The sequence below is a fragment of the Paenibacillus sp. JGP012 genome (assembly GCF_014203995.1).
In the GTDB taxonomy this organism is placed as follows: domain Bacteria; phylum Bacillota; class Bacilli; order Paenibacillales; family Paenibacillaceae; genus Paenibacillus; species Paenibacillus silvae.
On sequence record NZ_JACHKG010000028.1, the window covers coordinates 58,055 to 70,142 of the forward strand.

Annotated in this window: 13 protein-coding genes; 4 read left to right on the forward strand and 9 right to left on the reverse strand. The window is 41.9% G+C overall.

Annotated features, from left to right (window positions below):
* Positions 1–55: 55 nt before the first annotated feature.
* The 3 genes from HNR77_RS24145 to HNR77_RS24155 all read left to right on the forward strand — a co-directional run bounded on the left by HNR77_RS24145 (position 56) and on the right by HNR77_RS24155 (position 2,867).
* Positions 56–1,444: an MFS transporter gene (locus tag HNR77_RS24145; protein WP_184189983.1), complete on the forward strand. Its 1,389-nt coding sequence runs from the start codon at positions 56–58 to the stop codon at positions 1,442–1,444.
* Positions 1,445–1,616: 172 nt separating this feature from the next.
* Positions 1,617–2,273, forward strand: coding sequence for a stalk domain-containing protein (locus tag HNR77_RS24150; RefSeq protein WP_184189985.1), 657 nt, complete (start codon positions 1,617–1,619; stop codon positions 2,271–2,273).
* Positions 2,274–2,483: 210 nt separating this feature from the next.
* Positions 2,484–2,867 (forward strand): collagen-like protein, encoded by a 384-nt coding sequence (locus HNR77_RS24155; RefSeq protein WP_184189987.1) that lies wholly within the window; start codon positions 2,484–2,486, stop codon positions 2,865–2,867.
* A 78-nt stretch (positions 2,868–2,945) separates the two neighbouring features.
* Here the strand turns inward: HNR77_RS24155 and HNR77_RS24160 are convergent, their stop codons facing one another.
* The 9 genes from HNR77_RS24160 to HNR77_RS24200 all read right to left on the reverse strand — a co-directional run bounded on the left by HNR77_RS24160 (position 2,946) and on the right by HNR77_RS24200 (position 10,048).
* Entirely contained in the window at positions 2,946–3,296 is a 351-nt protein-coding gene (locus HNR77_RS24160) for a DUF1048 domain-containing protein (protein ID WP_184189989.1), read from the reverse strand.
* 12 nt (positions 3,297–3,308) lie between these two features.
* Complete coding sequence (locus HNR77_RS24165) at positions 3,309–3,656, reverse strand: DUF1048 domain-containing protein (protein ID WP_184189991.1); 348 nt, start codon at positions 3,654–3,656, stop codon at positions 3,309–3,311.
* On the reverse strand, positions 3,653–3,961 hold the full coding sequence (locus tag HNR77_RS24170; protein ID WP_311768670.1) for a PadR family transcriptional regulator: 309 nt from the start codon (positions 3,959–3,961) through the stop codon (positions 3,653–3,655). Before HNR77_RS24170 ends, HNR77_RS24165 begins: the two co-directional genes overlap by 4 nt.
* A 262-nt stretch (positions 3,962–4,223) precedes the next feature.
* Complete coding sequence (locus HNR77_RS24175; RefSeq protein ID WP_184189995.1) at positions 4,224–4,556, reverse strand: hypothetical protein; 333 nt, start codon at positions 4,554–4,556, stop codon at positions 4,224–4,226.
* 164 nt (positions 4,557–4,720) lie between these two features.
* On the reverse strand, positions 4,721–5,884 hold the full coding sequence (locus HNR77_RS24180; RefSeq protein WP_184189997.1) for a WxL domain-containing protein: 1,164 nt from the start codon (positions 5,882–5,884) through the stop codon (positions 4,721–4,723).
* Positions 5,850–6,893: a COG1470 family protein gene (locus HNR77_RS24185; RefSeq protein ID WP_184189999.1), complete on the reverse strand. Its 1,044-nt coding sequence runs from the start codon at positions 6,891–6,893 to the stop codon at positions 5,850–5,852. Before HNR77_RS24185 ends, HNR77_RS24180 begins: the two co-directional genes overlap by 35 nt.
* Before the next feature lie 655 nt (positions 6,894–7,548).
* A complete protein-coding gene (locus tag HNR77_RS24190) occupies positions 7,549–8,403 on the reverse strand; it encodes a GNAT family N-acetyltransferase (RefSeq protein ID WP_184190001.1) in 855 nt (284 codons plus the stop codon).
* 50 nt (positions 8,404–8,453) lie between these two features.
* Positions 8,454–8,816 (reverse strand): hypothetical protein, encoded by a 363-nt coding sequence (locus HNR77_RS24195; RefSeq protein ID WP_221443985.1) that lies wholly within the window; start codon positions 8,814–8,816, stop codon positions 8,454–8,456.
* Positions 8,817–8,851: 35 nt separating this feature from the next.
* Complete coding sequence (locus HNR77_RS24200) at positions 8,852–10,048, reverse strand: ABC transporter substrate-binding protein (RefSeq protein ID WP_184190005.1); 1,197 nt, start codon at positions 10,046–10,048, stop codon at positions 8,852–8,854.
* Between the two features lie 307 nt (positions 10,049–10,355).
* Between HNR77_RS24200 and HNR77_RS24205 the strand changes: the two genes are divergently transcribed.
* Positions 10,356–11,891, forward strand: a complete 1,536-nt coding sequence (locus HNR77_RS24205) for a glycine betaine uptake BCCT transporter (RefSeq protein ID WP_184190007.1) — start codon at positions 10,356–10,358, stop codon at positions 11,889–11,891.
* Positions 11,892–12,088: the final 197 nt, after the last annotated feature.

The window sequence follows — 12,088 nt, forward strand, 5'->3', positions numbered from 1 at the left end:
AAATAAATGATTTCAAGTACGATGATGTCACTAATATGCAGAGTGGGGGATTGAAATGAGTATTCGCAGTAGGTGGTTGATGATTTCCGTTGGACTAGGGATTCTATTGAACCCATTGAATTCTTCAATGGTTTCAGTTGCTATTCCAAGGCTGCAAAATGTGTTCCATCTCGACTTTACAGTGGTATCCTGGATTATTTTTTCGTTCTACATTGCGAGTGCTATCGCTCAACCGATCATGGGAAAAGCCAGCGATTTATTCGGTAGGAGGAGGATATTTCTTAGCGGGCTTGTTGTATCCTTCGTTGCATCATTATTAGCCCCACTATCCCCAAACTTTGGATGGCTCATCGTGTTCCGCATTGTGCAATCCATCGGAACAAGCATGATGGTTGCGGTTGGAATGGCCATTGTGCGAATTCATATTACGGAAAAACAGGCAGCTGCACTGTCTATTTTATCCATATTTCTATCCGGAGCTGCAGCGATTGGCCCCTTTATTGGCGGGGTCATCATTCACTGGTGGGGCTGGCCTGCTATATTTTTGGTTAATATTCCTTTCGTGGTAACAAGCTTTTTATTAGCTTGGAGGCATATTCCTAAGGATGTTCCGTCTACGACATCCGTTGCTCGCAACATGTCCTTACGCAAATGGCTTGATTTGATTGATGCTTCAGGGGTTCTGCTATTCACCGTGGGTCTGGTTGCTCTGCTCGTTGCATTATTGTCCGCAAAATCATCTGGTCAAATTTCATTGAGTAACGTTATTGTCGGGCTAATTGGCTTCGTTGGACTGGGAGCTTTCGTCCGACATGAGTTAAAAGCGAAGACACCCTTTATTCCTTTACGCACATTCGCTAAATATCCTGCAATGACTTGGATCAATGTCGAATTCATGGTCGTTAATTTGCTCTTTTACTCTCTCTTTTTCGGGCTTCCGTCCTACTTGCAAATCGTACGTCATGTGAGCGAGTTCCATACAGGGATGCTCATGCTAAGCTTAGGCTTGTGCTCGCTCGTTGCTTCTCCAATGGCAGGACGATGGATCGATAAATCAGGACCCGGGCCAGCATTGCTTATGTCCGGAATGCTGATGACATTTGGGTCCGTGTGGATCGTGACACTGGATCAGACTTCACCGGTTATCAGTGTGTGTCTGGCTTTAGCTGCATTCGGTATCAGCAATGGGTTGAACAGTGTCGCTATGCAAGCGGCTTTATTCAGAATTTCACCAAAAGAAATGATAGGTGTAGCATCTGGAATATTCAATACCTCAAGATACCTGGGAACCATTCTCTCTTCTTTACTGATTAGCAGTGTAATGGGAGATAACTTCAGCTTCGAAGGATTTCGAGTACTTGGGATTATCCTCACGTTAATTGCATTGTCATTGGTTTTCATACATTGGCGGCACAAGGAAACAGGGCAGTTGCATGAGATCTAGTTGTCTGAAAGATGTAATACAATAGGTTAAATTGAACACCACCGAAATTAGCAAACTCGCAGAGCGATGAAAAGAAGTCTTTGCTGTCTTCACCATAATACTCTATAATAATTATCGCATTTTAAGATAGTGTAAGTATGACATATACCAATTTTCGAAAGGAAGAATCAACATGAGGAACAAAATTATTGCCGGCTTCCTATCAACTGCTTTACTACTTATCCCATTAGCTGCTCATGCAAATGAGGCAGTTCATCTCAATGGTAAATTAGTTGATGGTCGAGTATATATGCCTTTGAGAGCTGCGGGTGCTCAGATCGGAGCAGTAACAACTTGGAATCAGAAAACTCAAACCGCAATTGTTAATAAAGATGGAAAAGTGTTGGAAGTAAAGCTAGGGGAATTTGTTAAAATGTTTGACAATCGAGTTTACGTCCAGTTCCGAGAGTTCAACGAAACATTCTTTGAGCAAGACCATATCGTCTGGCATCCAACTGATTTGGTTGCTAGTTCAGAACACATCACTGTCGATCTCGGAACACTGGATAATGAGCAAGCCTTCAAATTGGTGGAACCTTTATTTAGCAAACACTCAGATACTAAGGAATATTTCAAGCAAGGTAAAGAGAACTTACACTACGGTCTTTCAATCGCTTACTCTGGAACTGATAAAGCATTAGTTACAGTTAGCACTGGACAGAAAGACAAGTACGGAAGATACATTAACATATACTCATACAAAGTTAATGTGAGCAGGTATAGCTCTGGTTGGAAAGTCGTTTCATACAATTACACCAAAACGGAAATTCCTGATTGGGTTTATTCTTAATAGAAGCAACGCTATAAAGACCTCTGGAGTCCTTTAAAATGTACCCTATAAGATAGACACTTTAAAAAAGGTCATCTTGTAGGGTCTTTTTGTGTATTGTCTACTTGACAAGGTTATGACAAATTTGCGCCCTTCTATGGGCTTACACCCATTCCCCTGCTCAATTGCCTACATACAATACACTAGACTAATGAACAGGAGTGATGTTATATGACATTTTTACCTCCTTTTGGACCAGGCGGAGGGTTTGGCGGACCTGGGGGACCTGGGGGTCCCGGAGGACCCGGTGGAATGCCTGGTCCTCCATCGTTCCCCGGGGGTGGAGGAGGCGGGCCTCAAGGCGTGCAAGCACCTACTGGGCCGCCCCCTTCATTCATTCCACAGCAACCCGCTTCGTTATTTGCGGTAGATCCAAGAGCCATATCCGGCTGTCTGTTTCGCTACACATATATTTGGCCAAATCGTGGTCCCGGCTTTTGGATGTACCCGGTATTTGTCGGGAGAAATTCAGTGGCTGGCTTCCGCTGGAATGGCTTCTTCTGGATGTATAGCGGCATTGATCTGCAGCAAATCAGCTCGTTTAGCTGTTTCTAGAATGAATCACCCTGTATGCGGATCAATCCTGCATACAGGGTGATTAACATTTATTTTATAAGGATAAATATCTGTTAATTACTTTGTTTTATCCGTAACCTTTTTCATGGCCTTTCTAACTTCTTGGTCAACAGATTCTTGATAAATGTCCGCATAAGTTTTGGAATCTTTAATTAGATCATCACAAAAAGCCGCTACATCACTGCCAGTAACTTCGAGCACGCTTTTCCCCAAGACCGCGCCCTCTTCAAAAAGATCGACAATTCCCGAGAGCAAACCCGTCCCGTTAGTTAGCTCAACAGGGCCGACTTTAAAGAAATATTTTTGAATCTCTTTATAAACAATCTGATAATCTTGCGGGAGTCCTTTGACACGCGCCATATGCGCTCGCCACTCTTTTTTTCCTTCAATAATATCTCGGATTTTCAAAGTACTCTCCTCCTATTTGCCTAATTTTTTAACAACATTATTATTGAGTTGCTCGCGCCACTTGTCCCGATAAGATTTTGCCCCTTCTTCGCCAGCCAGTGCAGAACAGAAGCCTTTGATATCGTCACCTAAAACCTCTTGGATACGCTGCCCCTCCGCTGCGCTTTCTTCCAAGAGGCCAAGCGCACCGTCCAAAATTGGCATAAGGTTGCGTCCGGTAAAATCGGAGTGTGACCAAAGATGGCCATTAATTTCTTTCCATGACGCTTGATAATCCGCCGGCAATTTTTTGACTCGCTCTTCAAAAGCCTTGAATTCGTTTGTCATGTCGTTTCCGGTGATTTTATCCCAAAAATTCATTGTTTTTTCTCCTTTAACTCGTTCATTTTTGATGATACGAATTCCCATTTCGCCCAAAACTTCCGCAGTTCCTCATACCCTGCTTCATTGATCGCGAAAAACTTTCGCGGAGGTCCCATTTCGGAAGGTTTCTTGGTGGTCTCCACCAGCTTGTTTTTTTCAAGCCGAATCAGGATGGTGTACACCGTTCCCTCCACAACATCTGTAAAGCCGAGTGCGTTCAGCCGCCGTGTGATTTCGTAACCGTAGGTTTCTTTGCGGCTAATAATTTCAAGTACACAGCCCTCAAGCACGCCTTTAAGCATTTCCGTTAGGTTTTCCAGCAAAATCACCCTTTACTATTCTGTATGACTGGTATGCAGTAATACTTACTACCACCACAAAGTATCACGTAGTAGAAGTTTAGTCAATAGCATTCTGTCACGGATAACACTTTTTCCTATAAACTAACGGTTGGCTTAATGGAATAAAAACAATTTTCTCCCCCATTGATACTGTTATTTTACTTCTGCTCCAAAAAAACATCACAAAAAAGGACGGTTAGCCGTCCTTTTGCTTATATCTGCTTTATGCTTTTTGTGAGGAACTTGCTTTGCTTCGATTAACTTGGGTTAACGTACCAATAACACGGATTGTAATCATTGCTGCTGTCATAAATATAAATAATGGCCCGATTAGATTCAAGTTGAAATGGTGTTCCATTGCAAAGCGGTACGCTTTTTCCCCGTTATTAGTAATTAGCTCAGTAAGAATAATGCGTAAAAAAAATACCAGAGAAAAAATCCCTATACTTTCCAAACCACTGAAAACATAGACTTGCTGGGTATTTATGTTGAAATCGACACGACCCAAAGGTATCAGAATTGTGCCAAATACGGCTATCTTGTCTCTCGCATCCATCTATAGATGGATAGCCTCCATCATGATGATTGTCAATAAAGACAAAAAAGAAGTAACCCACTCACTGATGTAGCCTTGAGTTGGGTTACTTCTCTTCTTATGCAAAATTGTATCATATTAAAACGGTATGTAAGGAACTCAACTCTGAGTTCCTTACATATTTTTTAAAGTCCAGTCCCAATCACATAGTTAACTGTGGCTTTATATACTCCTGATCGAGTACCAACCATTTGGCCCACTTGGATATTACCATCACCTTGTTTGCTTACTACCTCTAAGGTTTTAGGTACAGTGAGTTGATTTTCGATTCGATAATTATATGATCCTGACCCAAACCCCGGATCAGCACTTAGGATCGTTTTACTTGCACTACTCAATGCTATACTACCTGTGTTAGGTCCGTAGGTTGGATCTACTGATTGACCGGATACATGTGCAAGCTGTGTCGTTTGTAACGTTACCGCAGAGGCAGGCAACTTTAGAACGATTGTAGCATTAGTACCAGAAGGATCAACGAGTTGTTCACTCAGAAAATCTGTTGAAGATACTTTTAACTTCCATCCTTTTGCTTCTCCTGTATTGTCTGTCACGGAAGCGTTGCTTGAAGTCTGGCTAATCATTGTTCTATTGTAATCTAATTCTACATCATTAAATGAACCTGACGATATGTAAAATTCAAGCTCTCCTCCAATAATGCCTACTTGAGTATCTCCTGAAACCGGAACCGTGTTTGAAGTTGAATTAACTTCCACGTTATCTATAAATAACTTATAAGAGCCACCATCTTGAGTTATGATTGAATCAAATCTAATCTTGAAATTAGTAGCGCCGGCTGGTGGAGTTGCTCTCAGAATGAAGTCGGAGTATCCTACTGTTGCTGACGTTACAGGACTGCTAGTTACTTCGCCTATTAACGCATCGGCATTGTCGTAAAATACGATGGAATAGTTAAGACTTGCATCTGCTATATTTACGATTTTACTTTTAAACTTAAGCGTTAATCCTTGACCTTGTACAATAGGATAACTATCGCTAATAATTCTAAGATTATCTCCAGCGATACTAGCACCGTCTTCTGCTAGAAGTTGGGCCTGACGTCCTTCATATGGGTCCTCTCCAGTGACTGCTGCTTGTAGAGATTGCGGGGTGTTGCCTATTGTTCCGAAGGACCAATTTACTCCAGAACCGCCAGCAGCAGAATCCTCAAACCCTCCATTTTGAATTAAATTTGTAGCCGCTGTTGCTTGACCTGATCCTATTACAGAAAGTGCTAATGCTGCTGATAACAAGATGTTAGGTACCTTTTTTAACACTTTCTTCTTTCTCATCTTTTTTTCTCCTTCTTAAAAGTAATATTATTATGACAATCATTAGAAGTATAATGATTGATATAACTACAACGATCCAAATCCAGAATTCTTTAATGAATTCCCAAAATCCTAAATCATAGGCATTACCCATGTTGTCAGCTTTGTCCATAGCGTTCATCAGATCTGCAGTCGTTACTTGAAAATGATATGTATCTTTTAAAGCTGCTTTATCATACTTAATTTCATAATCTAAATGATACTTTCCAGGTGTTAGAATACTAGGAACATTAAAATCATATAGCCCCGTTGTTTTAACATACACCGAATCCATAGTGTAGGACTCTTTAAGAAGTACAATTCCATTCTTGTCTTTTAATGTTAAAATTCCTTCAGGCTTTTCAAGAATAGTACCTTTATTTATGTGTGGGACAAAAATGGTTAGTAAACCATTATTATTAATTATGTGAGTTAGCTTTCCTATTTCTATTTTGCGAGTAGATCTATCGATTTCCACATTCAATACAACTTGTAAGGGTAATTGAATATTGGAATTCGTTTGTGTGCTCATGCCGGAGGTGGCTGTTGCTTCTTCAGCAGGAGTGAATTCCTGAGTGACTATTGCGGCTATATACTGGCCAGGTTTGGTATCCTTCGGAACATTTACAGTAAATACAAATTCCTTGCTTTTGTTAGGTTTTAACTTTACTGTTTCAGGATTTTCTTTTATCCATGTTCCAAACAATGATGGAACAGTCTCTTTCAGTGGATAAGACCAACCACCTCTTAGATCTGAAAGAACATCCGTGGGATAGATTGTAAACTCTTTTTCTTTTTTACTAACATTATTGACTTTTACCCTTACTTTTACTTCGTCTCCCGGCCTAACGGACTTCATGAATCCGGAAGAACTTTGGGAGTTTTCAATAGAAGCTGTAAAGGAGCTTATGCTATTATCTGCGTACGTCCTTGTTGAATACATAATAAAAGAAACTAGAATCATCAACATTAGTATTTTAATTTTATTCATTTGACATATCTCCTAAAGCATACTGAATGAGAAGCAAATGAAGTGCAGCTACTGGTCTCTGTCAACATGTGTTTTACTCCTCATTAAGCAGCTGCCTCGTATTCTTATTTTCTTGTTGCTATACGCCACTTCGCATCTCGGAGAATAAGAAAGGGCGATTTGGTTTTAGTTATTTGTTAAAACAAACGCTCTGCTGCTGCACAGCGAAGCCTACGAGACCACTGGTAAACTTTCCATGATTGCATCCTCCTTCCTAGATTCCACAATGGGCCTCAAGTACCTTTCGTTAATTAGGGATTTGTAGTAATGTTCTTCAATAAGAAAAAATTACTAGAATAATATTATCACAAGTTTGACACTAAAACACCTGACTTTGTACACTTTTCATTAATTTTTCAAATTTAATTATAGCTAATTTAAAACAAACAACAAAAAAGTACTCTATTCAATACATAAGACAAAAGAACTATTATGTCATAAAAGCATTGATTGAACAAACATAAATAAAAGAAATTATTATGTAAAAAATCAGGTCCTTCGACAACTCCGTTCGACAAGCGACAGTGCACCGACGATTACATTGGTGCACTGAGTATCGCTATTGTCCCAGCCGAGTATGGAATATCTGTCGTCAATGAAGTCGTAGTGTCCTTTTTTAAACATCCAATGCTTTGAGTTCTAATTTTACAGGAAAGGTATACCCCATTGACTCCAACAACTTCATTGCTTCTTTATTTTGTTCATCAACCAGCGTATCAACTTCGTTTCGACCATTGTTAATGTGATACTCATATGCCTTCGTTATAAGCAGCTTAGCCAGTCCCTTATTACGCCATCTCGGAATAACGAATAATCTTTCAACGGCACCAGTCTGCCAGCACATAACGCTGCCAACAAGTTCATCGCCTTCAAATGCAGAAATCGTATGCAGCTCTGGGCCACCCATCATCCATTCCAACATATTAACACTACGGTATATGACGCCTTGATAAAATTGATTTTCCAGTTCGGTATATTTGATTCTCTCCTCTTTGGATTCCATCGGGTGAAATGTAACATGAACTCCAACAGGCGCACTGACTACAGGTATCGGTTTTTCAAGTGAACGCTTTGCTAAATAATAGGTCTGATAAGCGTGAAACCCTTTCTCTTCGTAAAATTCTCTATCCCCATAAAAGTCTTTCCACGCAACCAGTTTTGTTATTTTGTTTGGATTACGGAGCTTACGACACATATCTAAAAATACGGGGTAAAGAGCCGTTCTCAGTTCATTCATTCGATCTATTGCTAACTCATTAGTGGGCATTTCAATTTCGAATACATCATGATCATCAGCTATTCCATGTCGCAAGTATCCTACACCAATTAAATGCTCGTGCTCGTTAAATACACAACACATTCTCTGATAATCATAATCTTTATTGTACTTAAAAAATATCCAAGCTTTGTGACTTAAATCTTTCACTGTATCCTCTAATTCAGTGCAGTATGGACGAATTTGTAGTGACATTCTAATGTCCTCCTTAAAGTGTTTTTCAATCAGCAGAGTAAACCTTTGTATTAGTCCCTATCCCCTTCATAAGAAGAGTGGGAAATTATATTCTGCAGCAGACCCACTGCTTTCTCTGAAAATTCGGTTGCCCCGAACAACGTTGCCGTTTGTTCTAGGTGGGATATTATGGCTTGTATCATTTCTATATCGGATGCCGTCAATATTAGCGCGGGTAGTGCATAAGTTTTATCTTCATATTGATACCCTCGCCTTTTAGGATTGTAGATCAGTGGAGCACAAAGCGTATTGGTTAAATATTCGATATCCCTGCAGGCCTGCCGAACGGATATTTCAAAATGCTCCGACAAATGCCCGCTATTAGGGTATTTCCCGAACCGCACCTGCTCATCAAACCACAGAATTCGATGCATATTGCCCATTTTATCTCACCACACGTTCCTTTTTTCTATGTATGAAGCATCTCGTCATATTGTCTTGCGATTCTTCCCAAGCGCTCCTCTACATTGATTCGACTTTCTCTAAATATCCATTCCTGGAAGGCATCATTGTTCCAAAAGCGCCATAGCTTCATGCTGGACACATCAAACGCGCTCTGCCTTGCATTCTCTAACGATTTGAGAAAAGGACTATATAAGGGATCGGACTGCTGTCCGCTTATTTCAGCTGCTGTTCGCGATACCACCAGATTATGTTTAGCCCATTCTCTTCCCGGCTCTGTATGTGGAGAAGCAAGCTCCTGAAGAAATGCCCAGGCCAGCTGCACATCTTGGCACTGTGCGGAAATGCAGTATCCATAAACCTGGACAATGTTGCGCAGCGGTTCTGCTCCCATACGAGGAGGCATTACAACGCCAAAAGTCTCCCGCTGCTCTTGCCCCATGGGTTTGATTGTCCAGTTTGCATCGTAATACATCGCCATCTTATGGTGTACAAAGCAGGAGAACCAGGTATCCCTTCCTACATCCTCAAATGGCGTTACTTCGAGGGGGTGATACATCTCAAGGTACCTCCGAATCGCTTCAACAGTTTCAGCCGAATCCAGATAACCAGCTGCCTTCATTCCATCCTCAGATAAAAACGCGCCCCCATTGCTCCACACAAGCGGCTCCACTGGAAGAAGTCTTGGGACCAAATAAGCCCCATAGCGAATGACTTCACCATCTACGTCATAACGATTCAACATCCTGGCTTTTTTCACGAATTCGTCCCAGGTCCAATTTTCTTTGGGATAAGGAATTCCGGCTTGGTCAAAAAGAGCTTTGTTGTAGAAAACCCCTGGTACTTCCGCCATTACCGGAATGGCTCCAATTCGCCCTTGATCCTTGGTAGCCTGAAGTACCGACGGATAGAAGTCCAACAAGTTGAATGATCCATCTTCTAGCAGGGTGTTGAGTTCCAGAATGATTCCACGATCGAGAAGGCCTCCGATGCTGCTGCCATCCCACTCGATCAGATCAGGAGCACTACCACTTTGGAGACGCTGCTCAAGTATCTCTCTGGGCAGAGGTTCGATCTCAATAAACACTCCTCTATGCTTTTCCTCAAACTTTTTCTTTGCCATCTCAAGTACCTTCTGTTTTTTATCATCGCTTACGGTGACCGTTAATCTCATCTGCATATGCTCCTTTCGTTTGACTGACATAATCATACAACAACTGGTATGACACAATGTGTCATGGTAAGAAGATAGAAAATAAAATCTGGAAGAAAAATAAAACAAGCCGCTAAAATAGCGACTTTGATGGACATATGCCTGCAAATCTTCAGACACATGAAAGAAGCATGTATTCAAACAATATTGCCATCCCGATGGAGCAAAACAACCGAAGGTGTTTCAATATACGTCGGTTTGTTTTATTTTATCAACAGCTGGCTTTCCGCATGATGACAAGATGGACTAGCACATACTAAGGAACAGTTGGCTGAAGATACATAACGGAGGTTCCTTCATGGTATTTACAATCACAATGATTATCGTTGTACTATTTGCAATCTGGGGAGCTGTAGCTCCTGATCAGCTAGCGAGTGTAGCTAATTCAGCCTACAACTTCTCTATTCAGAACTTTGGCTGGTTTTATTTGCTGGCGACACTGTTCTTCCTGATCTTCGCTTTTTATCTGGCGTTTAGTCGATTTGGCGGTATCAGGCTGGGGGATGACGATGATGAACCGGAATATTCGACGATTTCCTGGCTATCCATGCTGTTTAGCGCTGGTATGGGTATTGGGCTGGTTTTCTGGGGAGTTGCTGAACCGCTATCCCACTATTTATCTGCACCGGAGGGAGCCGAACCCGGAACAACGCAAGCCGCGAGACTTTCTATGCGCTATTCCTTCTTCCACTGGGGGCTGCATCCTTGGGCTATCTATACGGTTATTGGCCTGGCCCTGGCTTACTTTCAGTTCCGGAAAGGTTACAAAGGACTGATCAGCTCCACGTTTATTCCTCTGATCGGGGAGCGTCTAGCTGCAGGCTGGCTTGGCAAGCTTATTGACATTCTGGCGGTTATCTCCACGATCTTCGGTGTTGCGACCTCGCTTGGATTGGGAGCACTTCAGATCGGTGGGGGCCTGAATTACTTATTTGGTATTCCTAATTCAACTACAATCCAGTTTGTCATTATCTGCGTTGTGACGGTACTGTATTTAATCTCCACTACCTCAGGCCTGGATAAAGGAATTAAGATTCTGAGTAACACCAACCTGGTAATTGCTGTGTTGTTGATGCTGTTTGTATTGGTGACGGGTCCGACTACGTTTATATTCGATACATTCACGACAACCTTGGGCAGTTACATGCAAAATATTATTAATATGAGTTTGAGACTGACGCCGTTCTCAAGAGAAACCTGGATTGGAGTATGGACTTTATTTTACTGGGCATGGTGGATCGCGTGGGCTCCATTTGTCGGTACCTTTATTGCGAGGGTATCCAAAGGAAGAACGGTAAAGGAGTTTGTAATTTACGTCATGCTTATTCCAAGCCTTTTTGGGTTCATGTGGTTCTCGGTATTTGGCGGAACAGGACTTCACCTGGAATTGTTCGATGCGGTTCATCTGGCGGAGGCCGTCAAGAAAGATACGACAACGGCTTTATTCCTAATGCTGGAGCAGCTGCCTTTGGGCACAATCGTAGCGTTCATAGCCACACTTCTGATTATGACCTTCTTTATTACGTCGGCTGATTCGGCTACTTTTGTGTTGGGCATGCTGACTTCAGACGGCAAGCTTGACCCGAGTACTAAAGTAAAATTAACCTGGGGCATCATGCAATCTGCCATTGCAGTCGTACTATTAATCAGCGGGGGATTGAGTGCCCTGCAGACCGCGTCCATTGTGGCAGCACTGCCATTCGCTGTGGTTCTTATCGGTATGTGTGTATCATTACTCAAGGCTTTGCAGGCTGAAGACCGAGAACGTCGTCAGAAGGAAAAGCGGCAGCGCCAAAAGTTGAGACAACTGCTTGAGGAGCAAGAAAACGCGTAGCAAGCTTTTACAAAAAAATTGTACCAACCAAAAAAAGTCGCTATTATAGCGACTTTTCGTATTATTAGGTCAGCCAGAAATTTTCTGGTTGGCCTATTTTTATGGGTGTTTTACGATGGTGGTAGCCGGGAGAACGAGGGCGGCTTAGGGACAAAGAACCCGTACAAAAAACTGTTCTCTCACTACCTTCCAACGAC

What these genes read in the sequence shown, in the direction of transcription:
- HNR77_RS24145 (WP_184189983.1), top strand. Translation starts at nt 56, where the DNA reads ATGAGTATTCGCAGTAGGTGGTTGATGATTTCCGTTGGACTAGGGATT.
- HNR77_RS24150 (WP_184189985.1), top strand. Translation starts at nt 1,617, where the DNA reads ATGAGGAACAAAATTATTGCCGGCTTCCTATCAACTGCTTTACTACTT.
- HNR77_RS24155 (WP_184189987.1), top strand. Translation starts at nt 2,484, where the DNA reads ATGACATTTTTACCTCCTTTTGGACCAGGCGGAGGGTTTGGCGGACCT.
- HNR77_RS24165 (WP_184189991.1), bottom strand. Translation starts at nt 3,656, where the DNA reads ATGAATTTTTGGGATAAAATCACCGGAAACGACATGACAAACGAATTC.
- HNR77_RS24170 (WP_311768670.1), bottom strand. Translation starts at nt 3,961, where the DNA reads ATGCTTAAAGGCGTGCTTGAGGGCTGTGTACTTGAAATTATTAGCCGC.
- HNR77_RS24175 (WP_184189995.1), bottom strand. Translation starts at nt 4,556, where the DNA reads ATGGATGCGAGAGACAAGATAGCCGTATTTGGCACAATTCTGATACCT.
- HNR77_RS24180 (WP_184189997.1), bottom strand. Translation starts at nt 5,884, where the DNA reads ATGAGAAAGAAGAAAGTGTTAAAAAAGGTACCTAACATCTTGTTATCA.
- HNR77_RS24185 (WP_184189999.1), bottom strand. Translation starts at nt 6,893, where the DNA reads ATGAATAAAATTAAAATACTAATGTTGATGATTCTAGTTTCTTTTATT.
- HNR77_RS24190 (WP_184190001.1), bottom strand. Translation starts at nt 8,403, where the DNA reads ATGTCACTACAAATTCGTCCATACTGCACTGAATTAGAGGATACAGTG.
- HNR77_RS24195 (WP_221443985.1), bottom strand. Translation starts at nt 8,816, where the DNA reads ATGCATCGAATTCTGTGGTTTGATGAGCAGGTGCGGTTCGGGAAATAC.
- HNR77_RS24200 (WP_184190005.1), bottom strand. Translation starts at nt 10,048, where the DNA reads ATGTCAGTCAAACGAAAGGAGCATATGCAGATGAGATTAACGGTCACC.
- HNR77_RS24205 (WP_184190007.1), top strand. Translation starts at nt 10,356, where the DNA reads ATGGTATTTACAATCACAATGATTATCGTTGTACTATTTGCAATCTGG.